The organism is Bacteroides timonensis, from assembly GCF_000513195.1.
Lineage (GTDB): Bacteria > Bacteroidota > Bacteroidia > Bacteroidales > Bacteroidaceae > Bacteroides > Bacteroides timonensis.
The window spans coordinates 1-21496 of record NZ_CBVI010000116.1 but is presented as its reverse complement, the minus strand read 5'-3'; the positions used below and the strand labels follow the sequence as shown (position 1 = coordinate 21496).

13 protein-coding genes and 1 pseudogene are annotated in these 21496 nt (G+C 42.9%); 7 read left to right on the top strand and 7 right to left on the bottom strand.

Annotated features, from left to right (window positions below; all coding sequences use genetic code 11):
- The first annotated feature begins 325 nt into the window (after positions 1-325).
- From BN161_RS21245 to BN161_RS21235, 3 genes are all read left to right on the top strand, one after another.
- Complete coding sequence (locus BN161_RS21245) at positions 326-2515, top strand: glutamine synthetase III family protein (RefSeq protein WP_044270064.1); 2190 nt, start codon at positions 326-328, stop codon at positions 2513-2515.
- Between the two features lie 509 nt (positions 2516-3024).
- The gene (locus BN161_RS21240) at positions 3025-3726 is read left to right on the top strand and encodes a Crp/Fnr family transcriptional regulator (protein WP_007212829.1); all 702 of its coding nucleotides are present in this window, start codon (positions 3025-3027) and stop codon (positions 3724-3726) included.
- 87 nt (positions 3727-3813) lie between these two features.
- On the top strand, positions 3814-6258 hold the full coding sequence (locus tag BN161_RS21235) for a glycoside hydrolase family 20 protein (protein ID WP_044270062.1): 2445 nt from the start codon (positions 3814-3816) through the stop codon (positions 6256-6258).
- 187 nt (positions 6259-6445) lie between these two features.
- On the opposite strand, the gene trxB is transcribed toward BN161_RS21235, so the two are convergent.
- The 5 genes from trxB to BN161_RS30860 form a co-directional block, all read right to left on the bottom strand.
- A complete protein-coding gene (trxB, locus tag BN161_RS21230) occupies positions 6446-7393 on the bottom strand; it encodes a thioredoxin-disulfide reductase (protein WP_044270060.1) in 948 nt (315 codons plus the stop codon).
- 28 nt (positions 7394-7421) lie between these two features.
- Complete coding sequence (locus BN161_RS21225) at positions 7422-8066, bottom strand: LolA-like putative outer membrane lipoprotein chaperone (RefSeq protein ID WP_044270058.1); 645 nt, start codon at positions 8064-8066, stop codon at positions 7422-7424.
- Positions 8067-8080: 14 nt separating this feature from the next.
- Positions 8081-10573: a DNA translocase FtsK gene (locus BN161_RS21220; RefSeq protein WP_044270056.1), complete on the bottom strand. Its 2493-nt coding sequence runs from the start codon at positions 10571-10573 to the stop codon at positions 8081-8083.
- 305 nt (positions 10574-10878) lie between these two features.
- Complete coding sequence (locus tag BN161_RS21215; protein WP_044270054.1) at positions 10879-11490, bottom strand: HU family DNA-binding protein; 612 nt, start codon at positions 11488-11490, stop codon at positions 10879-10881.
- Between the two features lie 95 nt (positions 11491-11585).
- Complete coding sequence (locus tag BN161_RS30860) at positions 11586-11711, bottom strand: hypothetical protein (RefSeq protein ID WP_262483931.1); 126 nt, start codon at positions 11709-11711, stop codon at positions 11586-11588.
- A 128-nt stretch (positions 11712-11839) separates the two neighbouring features.
- On the opposite strand from BN161_RS30860, the gene BN161_RS21210 reads away from it, so the two are divergent.
- Positions 11840-12991, top strand: a complete 1152-nt coding sequence (locus BN161_RS21210) for an ISAs1 family transposase (protein ID WP_044270052.1) — start codon at positions 11840-11842, stop codon at positions 12989-12991.
- Between the two features lie 755 nt (positions 12992-13746).
- Here BN161_RS21210 and BN161_RS21205 read toward each other — a convergent pair.
- Together BN161_RS21205 and BN161_RS21200 are read right to left on the bottom strand one after the other, a co-directional pair.
- A complete protein-coding gene (locus BN161_RS21205; RefSeq protein WP_044270050.1) occupies positions 13747-14541 on the bottom strand; it encodes a hypothetical protein in 795 nt (264 codons plus the stop codon).
- Positions 14531-15634, bottom strand: coding sequence for an AAA family ATPase (locus tag BN161_RS21200; protein WP_044270049.1), 1104 nt, complete (start codon positions 15632-15634; stop codon positions 14531-14533). The genes BN161_RS21205 and BN161_RS21200 overlap by 11 nt, the downstream gene beginning before the upstream one ends.
- 361 nt (positions 15635-15995) lie before the next feature.
- Between BN161_RS21200 and BN161_RS21195 the strand changes: the two are divergent.
- The 3 genes and pseudogenes from BN161_RS21195 to BN161_RS21185 all read left to right on the top strand — a co-directional run.
- Positions 15996-17507: pseudogene (locus BN161_RS21195) on the top strand (BT4734/BF3469 family protein); the annotation flags it as partial.
- Positions 17508-17574: 67 nt separating this feature from the next.
- A complete protein-coding gene (locus BN161_RS21190; RefSeq protein ID WP_044270047.1) occupies positions 17575-19266 on the top strand; it encodes a recombinase family protein in 1692 nt (563 codons plus the stop codon).
- A 148-nt stretch (positions 19267-19414) separates the two neighbouring features.
- The gene (locus BN161_RS21185; protein WP_044270045.1) at positions 19415-21259 is read left to right on the top strand and encodes a hypothetical protein; all 1845 of its coding nucleotides are present in this window, start codon (positions 19415-19417) and stop codon (positions 21257-21259) included.
- The last annotated feature ends 237 nt before the right edge of the window (positions 21260-21496 follow it).

Sequence of the window (21496 nt, the reverse complement as noted above, 5' to 3'; positions counted from 1 at the left end):
CCGTAACAGTTCCGTATCATCTCCGTAACAGCTCCGTATCATCTCCGTAACAGCTCCGTATCATCTCCGTAGTAGCTCCGTATCAAGTCTAAGCATATAGGTACGGAGATAACACGGAGCAGATACAGCCCAGACATAGCTTTAATATAGAAAAGAGCGGAGATAAAATCCCCTAAAAGAGTTTTTCCTGTAACATCCCCCGAATATTTTAGGGGGTATCCGCAGAAAAAACATATTATTTTCAATAATACCCCCTAAAAAATAGGGGTACTTCCAGAAAAAACATATAATTTTGCGCCCAACAATCAACAAAAGAAGGACAAATATGTCAAAAATGAGATTTTACGCCTTGCAAGAGCTTGCCAACCGGCGCCCTCTTGAAGTTACTACCCCTTCGAACAAATTATCCGATTATTACGGAAGCCATGTGTTCGACCGTAAGAAAATGCAGGAATATCTACCCAGAGAAGCTTACAAAGCTGTAACGGATGCCATTGAAAAAGGAACTCCCATCAGTCGGGAAATAGCTGACCTGATAGCAAACGGCATGAAAAGTTGGGCTAAATCCCTGAACGTTACTCATTACACTCACTGGTTTCAGCCGCTGACGGATGGTACAGCCGAAAAACATGATGGCTTCATCGAATTCGGAGAAAATTCAAATGTAATTGAACGCTTCTCCGGCAAATTGCTCATCCAACAGGAACCGGACGCATCTTCTTTCCCCAACGGAGGTATCCGTAATACATTTGAAGCACGCGGATACACGGCATGGGATGTTTCCTCTCCCGCCTTCGTGGTAGATACAACTCTGTGTATCCCTACAATCTTCATCTCATATACCGGCGAAGCCCTGGACTACAAGACTCCATTACTGAAAGCACTCGGTGCCGTAGACAAAGCCGCCACGGAAGTATGCCAGTTATTCGATAAAAATGTAACCCGGGTGTTCACCAACTTAGGCTGGGAACAAGAATACTTCCTGGTAGACTCTGCCCTATACAACGCCCGCCCCGACCTTTGCCTGACCGGACGCACGCTAATGGGACATTCTTCCGCCAAAGACCAACAGCTGGAAGACCACTATTTCGGTTCTATTCCGCCACGGGTAACAGCCTTTATGAAAGAACTGGAAATAGAATGTCACAAACTGGGTATTCCGGCAAAAACACGCCATAACGAGGTTGCCCCCAACCAGTTTGAACTGGCTCCCATCTTTGAGAATGCCAACCTTGCCAACGATCATAACCAGTTAGTAATGGACCTGATGAAACGCATCGCCCGTAAGCATAACTTTGCTGTATTGCTGCATGAAAAGCCATACAGCGGTGTAAACGGCTCGGGAAAACACAACAACTGGTCACTCTGCACTGATACCGGCATCAATCTTTTTGCACCCGGCAAGAATCCTAAAGGCAACATGCTGTTCCTGACTTTCCTGGTGAATGTACTGATGATGGTCTACAAAAATCAGAATTTGCTGCGTGCCTCTATCATGAGTGCCGGCAACAGCCACCGTCTAGGTGCCAATGAAGCGCCGCCCGCTATTCTGTCCATATTCCTGGGCAGACAATTATCGGCTACTCTGGATGATATCGTACGCCAGGTAGGCGATGACAAGATGACGGCTGAAGAGAAGACAACCCTTAAATTAGGAATCGGACGTATTCCTGAAATCCTTCTCGATACGACAGACCGCAACCGTACTTCTCCGTTTGCTTTCACCGGAAATCGTTTTGAATTCCGTGCCGCCGGCTCTTCTTCCAACTGTGCCGCTGCCATGATTGCCATAAATGCAGCTATGGCAAACCAGTTAAATGAATTCAAAGCCTCTATCGACAAGTTGATGGAAGAAGGAATTGGTAAAGATGAAGCCATCTTCCGTGTTTTGAAAGAAACCATTATTGCTTCCGAAGCTATCCGTTTCGAAGGTGACGGCTATTCAGACCAATGGAAAGAGGAAGCTGCCCGTCGCGGATTGACGAACATCTGCCACGTACCCGAAGCTCTGATGCATTATATGGATAACCAGTCTCGTTCCGTACTGATAGGTGAACGCATCTTCAATGAAACAGAGCTTGCCTGCCGCTTGGAAGTGGAACTGGAAAAGTACACGATGAAAGTACAAATAGAAAGCCGTGTACTGGGTGATCTGGCCATTAATCACATTGTCCCCATTGCAGTCAGTTACCAAAACCGTCTGTTAGAGAATTTACGTGGACTCAAGGAAATCTTCTCTCCCGAAGAATACGAAGTACTGAGTGCTGACCGCAAGGAACTGATACGTGAAATATCCAAACGAGTAACGTCCATCAAGGTTCTGGTGCGCGAAATGACCGAAGCCCGTAAAGTTGCCAATCACATGGATAGCTACAAGGACAAAGCTTTCGCCTACGAAGAAAATGTCCGTCCTTATCTGGAAAAGATACGTGACCACATCGATCACCTCGAAATGGAGGTTGACGACGAGATCTGGCCGTTGCCGAAATATAGGGAATTGCTGTTCACTAAATGATAATTTAGCGGGCTGTGCCCGCTAAGCTACAGGCTACGAGCTACAAGTGACAAGTTACCCTTTGGGATGATCCCTTGAGTATCTCAGTTCTCCTCCTTCTGGAAGGAGGAGTACCCCAACGGGGGGAGGTGGTAGGTAAGAAAAGAATTCCTTATTGATATGATTCATAGGTATTTTCTTGCTTTACCTACCACCCCGCCCTTTGGTCACCCACCCTCTCCGACTCCCCCGTTATCGGGGGAGAGCAACCTCCGGCGGAGGAGGGGAACGTACTTTAATGAGAGAAATCAGATAATATGTCAGCGAAGCTAATTGAGATAGTTATACCTATAAATAGTATACCGAAAGGCAACTCGTTACTGGTAGCTCGTAGCTCGTAACTTAATTTAGCGGCTTCGCCGCTAAATTATCATTTTCCTGCCCCCAGACTGCATCTTTTCGTGTCTTTTGTGCAATATTTAATTTTTTCTTTTTACATTTGTGCTGTATAACACAGTTTTGCAGCAGTTATGGTAAAAATGAATTTGTCAGACGTGAATGTTCCGGAGCTGATAGCCGATATGTGGGAGCCCCTGAATGAAGAACAGCGGGAATTTCTCGCTAACCATTTTACGCTCCAGAATTATAAGAAAAATGAAGTCATTCATTGCGAAGGTGAAACCCCTAAATACCTTATGTGCCTTCTGAATGGAAAAGTCAAGATTTATAAGGATGGTGTCGGTGGCAGAAGCCAGATTATCCGCATGATTAAACCCGTCGAGTATTTCGGTTACCGTGCTTATTTCGCCAAAGAAGACTACGTTACTGCTGCCGCCGCTTTCGAACCTTCTCTGATCTGCCTGATACCGATGAGTGCCATCACAACATTGGTGACGCAGAACAATGATCTTGCCATGTTCTTTATCAAACAACTATCCTTCGATCTGGGAGTTGCTGACGAGCGCACTGTTAATCTGACGCAGAAACATATTCGTGGAAGATTGGCGGAATCGCTGCTCTTCCTCAAAGAAAGTTATGGATTGGAAGAAGATGGCTCAACTCTCAGTATATACCTTTCGCGGGAAGATCTGGCAAATTTGTCGAATATGACAACCTCCAATGCCATTCGTACGCTATCACAATTCTCTACTGAACGTTTAATCACTATCGACGGACGAAAAATAAAGATCATCGACGAAGAAAAGCTGAAAAAGATAAGTAAAATAGGATAAAGAATAGTAGCGTCTCCCCCCCTTGACGATAGCTACACCTTTTTTCCCTGTTTTGCCCGATTTATAAACTTAACACACATTTATGTCATGAAAAAAGGATTAAGTGCTTTGCTATTAGCAAGCCTGCTGTGTGCCTCTTCCGGCTGTCAGCAAAATCAAAAAGAAGTGGTGAACGAGTACAACATCGTTCCGATGCCTAATCAGATGACTCCCCAAGAGGGACGTTTCTTACTGAGCAATAAAGTATCTGTCGTCACAGCCGGTTGCACTCCCGAAGTACAAGCCATTGCGGACAGCTTGATTGCGCAAATTCAGTTGACCTCCGGTATTTCTCTGAAAACCAGTTCACAGGAGAATCCGGAACAGCCAGACATACGCTTCGTTACGGAAGAAGGTATGCCCAAGGAAGGATACAAGCTTTCCATCGCACCGAATGAGATCACCCTTTCGGCATCACATCCCAACGGTTTCTTTTATGGAATACAGACTATGTATCAACTGCTGCCACCCGCCATTTACGGAAAGGCAACTATGAAACGTGCCAACTGGTCTCTGCCTGCTGTTGAAATAGAAGACGCTCCCCGTTTTCCTTACCGAGGCCTGATGCTGGATGTCTGCCGTCATTTCTCTACGACCGACTACATTTATAAATTCATCGATATGCTTGCCATGCATAAGATGAACACCTTCCACTTTCACCTGACTGATGATCAGGGATGGAGGATAGAAATCAAGAAATACCCGAAATTACAGGAAGTCGGTTCGAAGCGGAAAGAAACGTTGATAGATTACTATTTTGTCAACTGGCCGCAAATATTTGACGGCAAAGAACATGGAGGATACTATACACAGGAAGAGATTAAAGATATAGTGGCTTATGCAGCAAGCAAATACATTACCGTAATCCCGGAAATAGAGATGCCGGGACATGCCATTGCCGCACTTGCCTCCTACCCTGAACTATCTTGCAGACCGGATACGACGTATGAAGTAACCGGTACATGGGGAGTATTCGAAGAAGTCTTCTGCCCCAAAGAAGAAACGTTCCAATTCCTGGAAGGTGTACTGGATGAGGTGATGGAATTATTCCCCAGTTCATACATTCACATCGGTGGTGACGAATGTCCCAAAGATGCATGGATGAAGTGTGCACATTGCCAAGGACTGATCAAGAAGTTAGGTCTGAAAGATGATACCACTCCGAATGCCATTGACGGTAAGAAACATACAAAGGAAGAAAAGCTGCAAAGCTACTTCATCACCCGCATGGAGAAATATCTCAATAGCAAAGGACGGAATATCATCGGTTGGGACGAAATCCTGGAAGGCGGACTCGCACCCAATGCAACAGTGATGTCCTGGCGTGGTGTGGAAGGCGGTATCACTGCCGCCAAAGCGGGACACGATGCAATTATGACTCCCAGCCCGTATGCTTACCTGGACCAGTATCAGGAAGAACCCGAAACCGCACCGACTACCATCGGCGGATATCAGACACTGAAAAAGACCTATAGTTATAATCCTGTTCCCGATGACGCTGACGAACTGGTGAAAAAACATATCATCGGCGTGCAAGGTAATATATGGAACGAATACATGCAAAGTGATGAACGTCGTGACTATCAGGCATTTCCCCGTGCCGTGGCTTTGGCAGAGACGGGCTGGACACAGAACAACCGGAAGAACTGGAACGGCTTCCGGAGTCGCATGGTAGAAGACTTTGAGCGTATGGACGCCATGAACGTAAAGGCATGCCGCAATTTCTTCGATGTCAATATCAATACGCACGTGTACGACGGCACATTGAAAGCCGTGTTGGAAACATTCTATCCGGATGCCGAAATCAGATATACCACGGATGGAAGTGCACCGACTGCAAAGTCTGAACTTTACACTCAGCCATTCATTTGGGAGGGTTACATCGATTTGCAGGCAGCAGCTTTCAAGAACGGTAAAATGCTGGGGAAAGTGAACGGCAAGAAACTGTATGCAAACCTGATAAGTGGAAAGCAATACACCACCACTCCTCATTGGGGTTGGATGAGCGGTGACATCTTCGGAGAGAATGATGTATTAGGCGCAGATACCACAACATTGGGATTGACCAATGGAAAACGCGGCAATATCGCTTCCTTCACGCCATGGGTAGCCTTCAACCTGAATGAAAAGAATAACAATGAGCTCGTATTTTCCGTCGATCTGGAAAAACCGGCCACGATCAGTAAAGTGATTTTTGGTACACTCTATAATCCCGCTTTCCGTGTACTGCCCGCAGGCGCAGCTCGTGTGGAAGTATCCACTGATGGCAAAGAATTCAAGGAAGTAGCTCAGGCCTCCTACACCCGCGAATATCCTGAACATGGCAGGAAGATGTTCACTGATGTACTGGAATTTACGCCAACCGAAGCACGCTATATCAAAGTGACTTTAAAAAGTGGTGGTACATTGCGCAATGGAATTGACTGTCGGAAAGATTCACCGGAAGATATTATCCCTTCGGACTTATACGTAGATGAAATAGAAGTATATTAAAAAATAGAGAGTGTGTCAAAACTGAATAAAAGAACGCAAATTACACAAATTACGCAAATAACAAATCAGATAAGCTCTGATTATCAGAAGTCTAAAAAATCATTATTTGTGTAATTCGTGTAATTTGTGTTCTAATCCTTATTTTGACACACCTTCTATTTTTTAAGCGTTACTTAATATAAGGAATTTAGATCAAGCACTTGGATGAAAGATATCTTTCCGCTTCAAGTGCTGCCTTACAGCCGCTTCCTGCTGCCGTAATAGCCTGACGATAATGCGGATCGGCAATGTCACCGGCGGCAAACACACCCGGCACTTTCGTACGAGGACTGTCGCCTTCTGTAATGATATAACCTGTCTCGTCTGTATCCAGATAGGGTTTGAAGATATCTGAGTTCGGTTGATGACCGATAGCCAGAAAGAAACCATCAATAGCCAGGTCGTAGCGTTCTTCATCCGATTCACCCATACGTTTCACCAGATGAACACCTTCCACACCATTCTCTCCGAACAAGCCCACGGCATTGTGTTCAAATAGCACATCTATATTCTCATGCTTCATCACACGCTCCTGCATGATTTTGGAAGCACGCAGAAAAGGCTTCCGCACAATCAGATAAACCTTCTTAGCCAGTCCGGCCAGGTAAACAGCCTCTTCACAAGCCGTATCACCACCACCGACCACTGCCACCACCTTCTTGCGATAGAAGAAACCATCACAAGTAGCGCAAGCACTGACGCCCATACCGGCATATTTCTTTTCATCATCCAATCCCAAATATTTGGCAGTAGCACCCGTAGCAATTATCAACGTATCAGTTTCAATCACTTTCTCTTCGTCAATCGTTACTTTATATGGAGCCGCACTCAGGTCGGAAGCGGTTGCAATACCAAAACGCAGATCTGCACCGAAACGCTCTGCCTGTTTGCGCAAATCATCCATCAATTGCTGGCCACTAACACCTTCCGGATAACCGGGAAAGTTCTCCACATCTGTAGTTGTTGTCAACTGACCACCCGGCTGTAATCCTTCATAAAGCACCGGAGAAAGGTTGGCACGCCCTGCATAAATAGCCGCAGTATAACCGGCAGGACCAGAACCTATAATCAGACATTTTACTTTTTCTGTTTTCATAATCGTTATTTATATATTTAGTTATTATCTATCTCAGATCAATCACTTCAGCAGTCGGATACGCTTTTTTGTCAAAAGTGAAAAAATGATCGTTGTATGATTCTCCCGCTTTATAAGATGTAATACGAATAGCCACGCTATTTCCACCCTTTTGCGTCATGCTGATACATAAAGGCTGAAAGGTGTCTTTCGTTACATAAATAATAACGCACTGCAAATCCTTCTTTTTATCAGAAGCAGTTAATATCACCTCGTAAGCAGGTTTACCTCCATAAACATCAGTTTTGCCCAATTTCATGTGATACCCTTGCTTGTAAATAGACAGCAGGGCATAAGGATTGATACTTTGCAACTCTTCAGGAGTAGGTTCGGAAACGTTCACTTCGTCACTGTTAGTGAGATAGCTCCATTGCGTACAACCATCAAACCAGGTTTTCACCCCGTCGGCATCCAACAGGAACTTTTCTCCTTTCAGACGGATGGTCCCGACAGAACTCCCCTGCAAAGCACCTTTCGCATACGTCTGAACCGTAAAATCCGCTTGAATACCTCCCGCCTGACGGAAGGCAGTAGCTGTACGGTCCAATATATCTTGGGCATCCAGTTTCTGTGCCGAAAGCGGCAATGCCAGACCGAACAGGCAGATATAAACAAAAAGAAGATTCTTCATCATTAGTTTAACACGATTTATAGTAAATTGTTCAGGCGCATTTGCAGGTCATTTTCATCGACACAAAGCACCTCGCGCGCTTTGCTGCCTTGTGCAGGTCCCACAATACCGGCTTTTTCCAATTGGTCCATCAATCGCCCGGCACGATTATAACCGATAGCGAACTTGCGTTGGATCAACGATGTAGAACCTTGCTGATGGATGACAATCAGACGGGCAGCATCTTCGAACAACGGGTCCAGACGTCCCATATCCACATCTCCCAAATCGTTTCCGCCACCATCTTCACCTACATACTCCGGCAAATAGAATGCAGTAGGATACCCTTGTTGCTTGGCAATAAACTTAGTAATCTCCGCTACCTCCGGTGTATCGATAAAGGCACATTGCACACGTACAGGATCTGCCCCTTGCAGGAACAACATATCACCACGTCCGATCAGCTGATTAGCTCCGGGACGGTCGAGAATAGTACGCGAGTCTATCATGGCAGATACACGGAAAGCAACACGAGCCGGGAAGTTCGCCTTGATTGTACCGGTAATGATATTCGTTGTCGGACGTTGCGTAGCAATAATCATGTGGATACCCACCGCACGCGCCAACTGGGCGATACGGGCAATAGGCAACTCTACCTCCTTACCCGCCGTCATAATCAGGTCACCGAACTCGTCAATCACCACCACAATGTAAGGCATAAACTTATGTCCCTTTTCAGGGTTCAGCTGACGATTAATAAACTTCTCATTATACTCCTTAATATTGCGCACGTGCGCGGCTTTCAATAAGTCGTAACGGGTATCCATTTCCACACAGATAGAATTCAGCGTCTGCACTACCTTGGTTACATCCGTAATGATAGCATCTTCCCCATCAGGCAACTTGGCAAGGAAGTGATGTTCAATCACCGAATAGATACTGAATTCAACTTTCTTAGGGTCTACCAGCACAAACTTCAGTTCAGCCGGATGCTTCTTATAAAGCAAAGACGTGATGATGGCGTTCAGTCCAACAGATTTACCCTGACCGGTGGCACCGGCCACCAGCATATGCGGCATCTTGCACAAATCAACCATGAAAACCTCATTGGTAATCGTCTTACCCAAAGCTACCGGCAAGTCATAAGTAGACTCCTGGAACTTCTTGCTACCGATGATACTCTGTCCGGAAACAATCTTCGGATTGGAGTTCGGCACTTCAATACCGATTGTTCCTTTTCCCGGAATCGGCGCAATGATACGAATACCCAATGCCGAAAGGCTAAGAGCGATATCATCTTCCAGACCGCGAATCTTGGAGATACGAACACCTTGCTCGGGAGTAATTTCATACAGCGTCACCGTAGGCCCCACCGTCGCCTTTATCGTACTGATTTCAATACCGAAACTGCGCAGTGTATTTATAATCTTATCTTTATTGGCATTCTGCTCCGCCATGTCGATAGTAGGCTCGGCATTCTCATAATGCTTCATCAGGTCGACAGTAGGATAACGATAGTTTTCCAGATCGAGACGGGGATTATAGGGTTCCTTTTCCGGACCTTTATATTCGTCATCATTTTCAGTAGCTTCTATTTCGAATACGGGTTCCGCCGCTTTTTCGTGGAAAGGAGGTACAGGGTCAGGAACAGGCGTCTCAATAGTCATAGACACTTCTTCACCCGATACCTTGGCAGGCTGTGTTTCCGTAACGCCACCCAAATCCAATGTAATTTCATTTTCCGGTTCTTTTATAGGTTCGGGAATTTCAACGGGAGCCTCTTCTTCTTTTATATCTGCCACATCAGGAACAGGAACCGGCTTTTTCTTTCCTTTTGCCGTCCAGGAGTCTGTAAACTCTTCCGGTGTTTCTCCTTTCTCTTCTTCCTCTTTCTGTTTGCGCTTCAGGAAGCTAAGGCTGAACAATCTGCGCAACCAGATAACCGTACGTGCGCTGAGGTAGATAAGGAAGCAGATAGCAGTCACCAACAGAATCATCCAAACGCCCGGAACACCTACCTGCGATACCAACCAATTGCTGACATTATATCCGTGCATACCGCCCAGATACAGGAAAGAGTCTTTATACTGCTCCACAAAGGCAAAGCCGAAGAAGACAGAGAACCAAACCAACAACAACGAACAACCGATAAACCACTTCCAGAGACGAACCACCCGTACACGCATCAACTTCAACCCCGCCACCGCAAGGAATACAAGAATGAAGAAAGAGGAAATACCGAAGCAGTCATTAATCAGATAACTTGCCAATTGAGCGCCGCGCGAACCGGCATAATTCTTCACCCCATTATTGGTAGAAGCCAATTCCTGTGCATTACCCGAGTCAATGATACTTTGATCCGCCGCTCCCGTAAAGAAGAACGAAGAAAAGGCCAGCAGCAAGTACACAGAGAAAATGACCAGTACCAAGCCAATAACAAAGTGAATGGTTTCGTTTTTGAAGATCGCCCTTATTTTACCAAACAGGGAAAGGGATTGCTCCGTATCTTTTGTAGAATTTTTCTTAGCCATGAAATAGAATTCCTTAGTAAATGAATGATAGATTGGTGCAAAAGTAATAAAAATATTGCTCTCTTTATAACCTTATCTTCTAAAGATTCTTCAGCTTCAACAGCACTATGAGACTGAAGTGTCGCATTTATAACTCGAACCCATTCTCTGCATAGAGTTTATACTCACTTTTACCTACACGCTTGCACTCTCGCTCCGCATCCCCCTGTTCATCGGCAATACAGCGTAGTGCAAGCAACCGTGTATGGAGTGCAGGCAATTTTACCTACACTCCATACATTTAAGCATATCTCATTCATAATCTATCAATTACACCTCTTCAGCACATAAATCGGCTGTTTCTGCAACCCTCTATTTTCCAGCTTTCCTTCCTCACAAAGACGCCGAATATGCCGGGTAGCTGTGGTTCTTGTCATTCCGGTGATAGAATAGAAATCCCCTTTCGTCATAAAATCATGGGTAGCGAAGAATTTTTCCAGCCGTTTGTCAATCTCTTCCGGGGTCAGTTTCTTTTGCAACACATTCCGTTGTTTTAGCGGTTTAACTTTTATGTTGCCTATCTCGCTTCGCAGCTCTATGTCGGGACGGAAGGTGATACTTTTCAGTTTTACCTTCGTACTTTTCAGTTTGGTGTCCACCTTCACCGGTCCGGTGCAGGTCAGTGTGGGGCGGAAGTAGCCGATACCGTCCAGATGCACCTGGCGTCCTTCACCCAATTCCCGCCCCATGAAGTGCGACAAGGCATCGAGCACGGCCGAGACATCGGTTTCGGTCAGCGAACAATATTCTTGTATGAACCTCCGCAGTTGGGCGGTGCCCGTGGAACCGTTCAGCCGGATGCGCGGGTGCAGGGTCAATTCTTCGTCCTGCTTGTCTTTGGTTTTGGGATTCTCGTACCAATCAAATAATATCGCCATTGTTCTTTTATTTTTTCGCATTTTCCCGCCCATTCCGGTGATGTCCAGAACAGGGATTGCTTATGTTAATCTCCTATGTTTCTTTCGTTGGCTGCCTATGTTTCTTTCGTTGACAAACGATGTTTTCGCATTACCCACAATGGTGAAGCACATGCTTCATTGCTGTGAGCTTGCTGCTTCTCAGCTGTAAAGCAGGGCTGACGCATTATGTTTTTTACCATAAACACTTATATTTAATTTATCAAAATCTCACTATATATAATTGATAATTAATGCATAAACTATTTTTATATATCATCTTAAATTCTTATCTTTATACGTAATTAAGAAACATAAATTGACTAAAATAATGGCAATATTTAGTATTTGTAAACAAATCAATGACCCTCGTATTGACAGGAAACGTGTACATTCTGCCGATGCTATCGTTTATATTTCAATGGCTGCTGTAATATGTGGTGCAGAATCCTGGTATGAAGTAGAAGATTTCGGCAATGCCAAGATTGACTTTTTCCGTGAACGGCTGCCCGGATTGGAATCTATCCCCAGTCACGATACCTTCAATCGTTTTTTCAGTGCTCTGAATCCTGAGTATTTCGAACGTATTTTTCGGCATTGGATGTTTGAAATCTGCGAGAAATATGAGGGTGTTGTAGCTATTGACGGCAAAACCATTCGTGGTGCCAGTAAATGTAGCTCATCTCACCCCACTGGTAATCCAAATTTTAAACTTCATATGGTTAGTGCTTGGGCTACAGCTAATGGCATCAGTCTTGGACAGCTGAAAGTTAATGAAAAACATAACGAGATCGTGGCTATCCCGTTGTTGTTAGAAGCCTTGGATTTAGTCAAGTGCATTGTAACCATTGATGCGATGGGGTGTCAAACGGATATTGCTAAAAAAATAATAGAGGGTGGAGCAGATTATGTCTTAGCTCTGAAAGAAAACCATAAGAATCTTTATAATACCGTCAAAAGGTGGTTTGATGATTTGGATGATAAAAATATCGATGTGAACAAAGCACATTATGCCACCAGATACGGCAAATATATAACAGAGGAAGAGTCTCATGGCAGACATGAACGCCGTGAATGTTTTGTGTACAGTTGCCAGGCGTTAACCGGAATGTTCAAAGAATGGAAGGGATTGAAGGCGGTTGTGAGAATATCTTCACAAAGAACAATCAAAACAACAGGCGAAACCTCTGTAAGCCATAGGTTTTATATCACCTCTTTAGGGCTGGAACCTCAAAAAATAGCAGAGTCTATACGGGCACATTGGGCTATTGAAAACAATTTGCATTGGCAGTTGGATGTCTCTTTTAATGAAGATGCAGGCAGAAAAACCGGAAATGCGGCACAAAACGTTTCACTTATGAATAAAATAGCACTGATGGTTATTAAGAAAAATGAAAGAAAAGGAAGCGTAAAAGGGAAAAGAAAGGCAGCAGGATGGGATAATGAACTACTTTGTGAACTTTTATCCATGAAATATTTTTAATGCGTCAGCCCTGAGCTGTAAAGCAGCAAGCTCACAGTCGTGGACAAACCAAAACAACGGATACAAAGATAAAGGAAAGGCGATGTAAAAGCAAGGAAAAGGCGATGTTTCTCTTAAGAAAGTGTAAGAGGACTTTTATTGAAGCTTCGCAAGCCTTCAGCTTGCTGCAGTTTATTAGTTTGTGAGTTCTTGAGTTTATAAGTTCTTGAGTTTACGGACTGCGATTTTTACTTCTTTTTGTGAGTAAAACAGTCATGAAGGAAAACTCATGAACTACAGCAAGTTGAAAGCTTGAGAAGCTTGAGCCACCAAAAAGTTTGTAAACAAAAATGCAAAATTATCAGATTTCAGTTTACAAGAAGTTAACTCTTTGTCGACAGGAAGTTAACTTTTTGTCGACAAACTCTTAGCTTCTTGTCGACAGGAAATTAAAGCCTTGCATTTCACTGATAATCAATATCAAATCAGCCATTTCGCAAGGAGCGTTTTGTATAGAGATATTACCCTGCGCTATTATCATCCGAACATAACGGAGGGTGTGTCAAAAGAAAGATCAGAGCTTATCTGTTTTTTATTTGCGTAATTCGTGTAATTTGCGTTCTTTCGGAAAGAAATGAGTTTTCACCACAGAGTAACACAGAGTTTCACGGAGTTCTATTCTTTTGATTTCAAATTGATTAAACTCTGCGAGACTCTGTGTTACTCTGTGGTGAATTAACTCATAACCAAAAGAATGATGGAATTTTACTGTCAGATTAAGAATTTAACTTCGTAATGGTTCTTTCACATCCAAAATAATCCAGTACATAAAGAGGAAATGCGCTTAATACCGCAACTTCGGGACATTTATGACAAATGTGCTTCGCTAATTGTTTTAAAAAGATAGCTTCCTGCGATATCAAAGAAGTAGGCAAAGTAAAAGCATCATTGACAAGATCATTAGCTTTGCATAAATGGGCGGTAATCAGTTCCTGCCAAACTGTTTTTGTATATGAATTTACATTTGATAATTGTGGCTTGCTATCTGTAGCAGCAACACTTTTGTAATGAGGTTCTTTCAAGCATTCGTCCTTGTCATGACATTCGTCTTTATATGGACAATTCCTGCGCTTGCATTTTATTGTCAAAGACTTGAAGCTTTCCAAATCCTTGAAATGTCGTATGGCTTCCACCATTGGATAACTGATGTAAAGCATTCCCTCTTCAGTTTCGTCATTGAAAAAAGAAAGCATTTTTTTTATTTTATCGTCATCTGCCAACGTAGAATGAGCATCATAGTCAAAAAACAAATATATATAGGCAAAACTGTCTCGGGTGTAATTTTCTAGAATTTTAGCGTTTTCAGCCGTACGTTCTTTTAATAAGGAAACTATATCTATTGAGAACTCTTTTTCTTCTTTTATGACACGATATAATTGGTATATCTCGGCATCAAATACACATTTTATGGCATTCGTTTTGCCCAAGAAATTATGCTCTAATTTCTCTATAAGTTTATCTTCTGTTTTGACTCCTTCAAAGATAAAAAGCGTTTTTTCCTTATTTATCATAAAAAGCTCCTGCACGATAAATTTTTTCGATGTTATGGCCAAAACGCAATTCTTTGTCCGTACAATCAGCCAAACACTTGATTTTGTTATTGTTTAGGATAAAATTGCAGTCTGGGCGCAACAAATCATTCGTCATCAAATATGTGTTATGTGACGATGTGAAAATCTGACAATCCAATGCAAACAACCGCTTGCACACCTCAAAAGCTAAGCGAAAATGATAGAAAGCATCAAACTCATCTATAAAGACAAACGAGGCTTCGTCCATGCGTTTCAGCCAAAAATACAATAATTGTAACGACTGTGTACCTGTTGATGCTACCAGTCTAAATGGGACTTCATTTTTATCTATTTGGCAAAGAATCTGCTTATCCGTAGTATTATGTGCAATAAACCGGAAAGTCTGACCACTTACTTTTTGTAAAAAATCGGAGAAATCATCAAGCAGATTGTTTGTGATGATAAACTCATCCAACATTGTTATATTTGTTTCAAGTCCAATAAATTCACGGACATCAAGATTCCTAAACCAAAGCATGGAATTGACAAACCTATTGAGTTTAATCAGATAATGTTCTGAATTGAGCGGATAAGATGTAAACAGGAAGTTGATTACAGACACATTATTGGCATTGTTCTCAAGATTCTTTTCTATGCTTTCGTCCATAGGGAACTGCTGCTTGTCAATACGAAATGAATTATCCTTCCGTTCAAAGATGTTCATCTTGTTTACAAAAAGGCTTTCCTCTACCAATACCCCGGAAGCATTCTTGGCATAGATGTAATCTATTGTGTCATTGTCAAATTTAAATGTGTATTCAAATTTAACGGCTCTGTCATTGTTACCTGCATAAACGAAATTCACATAGTAATCTATTTTCTTCCATTTCGGAGACAAATGGTTCTCTATGTCGAATATTGCTAAACTAAAATTCGTCTTACCAGACCCATTTGGACCATATATGATACCATTTTTTATGACACCATCTTTAATCACAGATTTGTTAAACTCATAATTGGCAGGATTGGATAAATCCCACTCAATACGATTGGCAAATCCTCTATAATTTGTTACTGCAAATTTTGTTAGCATATTTATTTTCAACTTGATTCAATAGCAAAGATACGTATTATTTTGATTACTCCGTAATTTTCTTACGGTTATATCTGATTTCACCCCTTCAGGGCTCCTGTAGAGAGGGATACTATTACTACCATTTTCCGGATAAGAATATTCAATCCGACAGACAATTTATCAGGTACACTTGATTTTCCCCTCAAAAAAGATAGTTTTTTCAAGTGTACCTGAAAATTTTCTATTATATTTAGTCTGACCACTCACCCTATACCCGTTTCGGCACAGAATTCTTTTTTTATTTGAGAAACACTTTGCCCCCCGTTTTTTTGTTGTACCTTGCGCCGTCTTTTAAAAACAGTAACTAAAAATAACCACGATGAAGCTAACCCTTATACGTGCCGACCGTGAAACCGGCAAAGAATCTTTCAGTACCCTTGATGCTGAAACCTTAATAGAAAAAATAAAGAAAGAGAACAAAGCGGCACATGTATCAGCCCTGCGCCACCTCATACCTATGCTGCAAGGAACAGATAACCACTATCTGAACATAGATAAATTACCCCGCATCTACCCCGCCGTGGAATATGCCCGCACCAAAGACGGAGAACATCGGGTGAAGATTTACAACGGACTGGTACAGATTGAAGTCAACCATCTGGCAGGTATCACCGAAGTGGAACAGATAAAGCAACAGGCTTCCCTGCTGCCTCAAACCTTTGCCGCCTTTTGTGGAAGCAGCGGACGCAGTGTAAAGATATGGGTGCTCTTCGCCCTGCCCGACGGCTCATTCCCTAAACATGAAAATGAAATGGCCCTGTTTCATGCCCACGCCTACCGCCTTGCAGTAAGTTGTTACCAACCCCTGCTGCCCTACTCCATCACCCTAAAAGAACCGTCGCTCAACCAGAGTTGCCGCATGACGCTGGATGAGCGACCTTATTATAATCCGGCTGCCATCCCCTTCTGCCTGGAACAACCCTTCGCCATGCCCGGCGACACCACTTTCAAGGAACAGAAGCAGGCGGAAACCAATCCGCTATTACGCATGCAGCCCGGCTACAGTTCATCGGACACCTTTTCCATGCTCTTCGAAGCAGCGCTCAACCGCGCGTTCGACGAACTGACAAACTGGAAACGAGGTGACGACCTGCGCCCATTATTGGCACGGCTTGCCGAGCACTGTTACAAAGCAGGCATTCCCGAGGAAGAGGTAGTCCGGCAAACCCTGATGCATTATTATCGCGAAGCGGACGAGCCCGTAATACGTGCCGCCATACATAATCTTTACCGTGAATGTAAAGGTTTCGGCACCCGCAACAGCATGACCGCCGAACAGGACACAGCCTTCCGCCTGGAAGAGTTCATGAACCGCCGCTACGAATTCCGCTACAACACCGTGTTGGGCGAGCTGGAATACCGCCAGCGCGACCACTTCCAATTCCGCCCCGCCGACCAGCGGATACGAAGCAGCATAGCGCTCAATGCCCTGAAAGAAGGTATCCGGGTATGGGACCGCGACATAGCACGCTACCTTACTTCCGACTATATCCCCCTCCATAATCCTGTGGAAGAATACCTCAACGACACCGGACGCTGGGACGGAAAAGACCGTATCCGTGCCCTGGCCGATCTCGTTCCCTGCGAAAACCCGCATTGGCGGGAATTGTTCTACCGCTGGTTTCTCAGTATGACGGCTCATTGGCGGGGACTTGACCGGCAGCACGGCAACAGTACATCGCCCCTATTGGTAGGCGCCCAAGGGTATCGGAAATCCACGTTTTGCCGCATTCTTTTACCACCGGAACTGCGTTTCGGCTACACAGACAGCATCGACTTCAAGAGCAAACAGGATGCCGAACGAAGCCTGGGACGTTTCTTTCTGATCAACTAAACTAAAAACTTTTATGATTAAATTTAAAGTGCTATATTTGTACTGAAATTCAAGCATTAAGGAAATGAAACGAGCAGCATTATTGCTAAGATGTAGCACAAATATACAGGATTATAATCGCCAGAAGTTAGAACTTGAGAAGGTCGCCAACAGATTTAAATTGAAAGTCGCTAAGGTCTTTGGTGAACATGTAACGGGTAAGGATGATATTCGTAAGGGCAACCGTAAATCAGTGGATGAATTGATTAATGCCTGTGAGAACGATGAAGTTGATGTCGTTCTGATTTCAGAGGTTTCACGGCTGACGAGAAATTTTCTATATGGAGTTACTTTGGTCGATAAGTTTAATCGGGACTACAGCATTCCAATCTACTTTAGAGATAAGAGGAAATGGACTATTGACGTAGAGACAGGTGAAGTCAATTTAGAATTTGAGAAGGAGCTGCGTAAGGCATTTGAGCAAGCAGAGGAAGAACTCGTGTCAATTCGTTTTAGAATGGCATCTGGTAAGCGGGATTCGGCAGGCTTGGGACAATGGTTCGCAGGCATCCCACCATTCGGCTATACAAGGCAAAAAGATGGATTCCTGGTTAAGAATGAATATGCTACAATCGTAAAGGAAATGTTTGACAAGTACCTTGAAGAAGGACAGGCTTTGATCACTACAACAAGATACATTTATGGTAAATACCCTGCCATTAAGAAACTGAAAAGCATCGGTAACACAAAGTTTATACTCAATAACAGTGCATATACAGGCAGGGTTGAAGCCAATATCTATGACGAGATAGACAAGATTACTGACACATTCTACTTTGACATTCCTGCTATCATAGATGAAGAAACCTATAACAAGGTACAGGAGAAGCTGGCTCATAACAGGACGACAACCCCATATCCCAAAGCCACCAAATACTTATTACAGAAACTCATTAAGTGTTCTGAATGTGGAGCATTCTATACGAGGTTACACTCCAATAAAAGGGATACTGTACACTTCAAATGTACAAGCAATAAGAGTAGTTCAACAGGTTGCATGAGCCAAGTCTATCTGAATGAACGAATTGTAAACCCTATTATATGGAACTTCATTAAGGAGCAACTATTCTATGTTAGTAAGATGAATGCGGAACAACGACTTGAAGCCGTAGCAGAAGAGAATGAGAACAAGAGCAGAACTATTGAGGAACAGGAGGCTCTCAAAACCTCTTATAAGGAACAGGAGAATAAACTGACGAGGTTGGAGGACTTATATTTAGATAATGACATAGATAAGAATCGTTACAAGGAACGGAAGTCTAAGATTGAGAAGGAACTTACATCTATCAGGGTTCAAATGAATAAACTGACTGACAGAATCAGGCTTTCAGACTTCAATATTAAACGGTACAACAGTACGGACTTCACGGAGCAATATTTTAATGAGGTGGAAGCCGACCTTGAGAAACAGATGAAAGTGTTGCGTGAATACGTGAAAGGCATTTACCCATTATACATAGATAAGGTTTATTGTTTCCTGAAAGTTGATACCATTGAAGGAATGTTTAATATATTCTACGAGCCACGAAAGGCTAAACAGAAATGTGCTTACTTCATCAATGATTCGTTGGCACAATATCATCCTGACATACGGAACTTCTATACTCCCAATAACACGCTACTGACTGACAGCGATGAAGTGGATGCTTACTACACATTGGACGAAATGAAAGAGATTTGTAACAGGAATGGCTTTGAAGTCCGATATAGGGAATAATTGTAGTGGCAATCAGGAGGAATTGAGCAATATGCTTATCTTTAAGCGATATTTCACCAACTTGGGACAGAATTGTTCAGACCCTAATATAGATAACTTTGACTGATTTTGTCTCACAATATGAACGATTTAATTTAAAATTCAGATTATGATAGAGAACACCAACTTAGAGTTAAAACCCGTTGAAATTCAGGTCGAGGAATACATGTCAGACCTTTATCCTGACGGTCTGCCGAGCAATGCTATAATCGACAAGACTTTGACAGCCAAAGGTGCTACGACCTGTGAATTGGACGATAGATATGCCAAACGTAACTCCATAATCATTGAACCCAATGTACCCGTGATTGACGGCAAGCAGGTTAAATATCCCAACTCATTGGGGGTACGTGAAGGCATTTCGGATAATGATGTTAAGAAATATCTACTTAACAGGTCTATTCGTTACAAGAAGATCATAGTAACCCCTGAAAGCTATTCCAAAGTCAAACGAGTGGCAGAACATATAAAAGTGAACCTCTTCGAAGACTTCTTCCTCTTAATAGATGAATGTGAGAAAGTTGTACAGGACGCAGGTTTCAGACCTGATATAATTCTACCATTCTTCGATTTCTTTAGCTTTGACAACAAGGCATTGATTTCAGCCACCCCATTATTCCCAACCTTAAAAGGTTTTACCAACCATTCATTTAGCTATATCAAGATTGTACCCACCTTTGACTATAAGAAGAACTTATCATTAATAGGTACAAATAACGTACAGCAAGAGTTTCTGAATCAAATATCCCTGAACGATTACAAGAAAGCCATATTCTTAAATTCACCTGACTATGCCAAGGCATTGATAGAGAAAGCCGACATTAGAAACCGTAGTAAAATCTATTGTTCTAATAAGGATAACGCCATTCGTAAGCTCCATGAGGACGGGTACGAGGCTTCCGACAGCTTTATGTCGGGCGAGATATTGGAGCAGTACAGTTTCTTTACGAGCAGGTTCTATTCAGCGGTAGATTTAGACACTCCTGATAAACCTGATATAATAATGGTTACAGATTGTTTGAGCAAGCCACAGACCATGATTGACCCATTCACTCATGCAGTCCAAATAATAGGCAGGTTTCGTTTAGGAATTGGTAGCATCACCCATATTACGAATTGGGATGATGAATTGAAGCCACAATCCCGTGAAGAAATCATTGAGGAGATGGAAGCACAGAAGAAGGTTTATAATATCCTTACTGACTTGAAAGAAACTCTTAAAGGTAGGGAAAGGGAACTTCTGACAGAGATTCAGGAACGCATCCTTGTTTATAAGTTCTTGTTTAAGAATGACGCTTACAAGGGCAAGATAAACCCATTCCTGATAGAATGCCATATTCAGAAATCTAAACTTGAATCTTTCTATAAACATCTACAATCCTTAGTAAATGCTTACAATGAGACAGGACATTTTAATGTGTCGTACCATTATGAGCATTACAAAGAGAAACCTAAAGCTGTAAAGGCTAAACCATTGTCAAGAGAGAGAAAGTTACAGATATTGGAACGGTTACAGGATTTAGACCCTAAAGGGTTAGTCTTAAAATTCTTTACAGAAGATCAGCAGGAGGAATTGAAGTCTTTAAAACATGAAGCTCCTGAGCTTTGTAAATACTATAAGAAGTTTGGTATGGATAGAATTGTAGAAATTGACTATGATTTAGCCACCATGAAGCGGCAACTTAAAACCGCACACAAGAAGGAGATTTACTTCGTACCGATAGATGAGATTCATGATACCTTTATAATAGGCAGACCATATTCAGAAAATGAGATAGTAACCACCTTACAGGACATATATGATAAATATGAGCTTGTGGATGATAACGATAAATCCTTACAAGCTAAGGCTACCTACTTGGCTAAATATTTTGAAATTTCTGACAGGATAACTGTACCCGGCACTCGACTTAAAGGGTACATTCCTCTTGAAGAGAAGTACTCGTTTGAATAGTCCAAATTTGGGACAGAATCACTAAGACTTACTCCTATTATGGTCTGAATAGTTTTGTCCCAAACTGTAACAATTTGAAACTGAGAGCATTCTCAAATATAAATTTAGGGGGAAACCGAGCGTAGCGAAGGTTTACCCCAGCAACCGAACTGACCCCAGCAACCGAACTGACCCCAGCAACCGAACTGACCCCAGCAACCGAACTGACCCCAGCAACCGAACTGACCCCAGCAACCG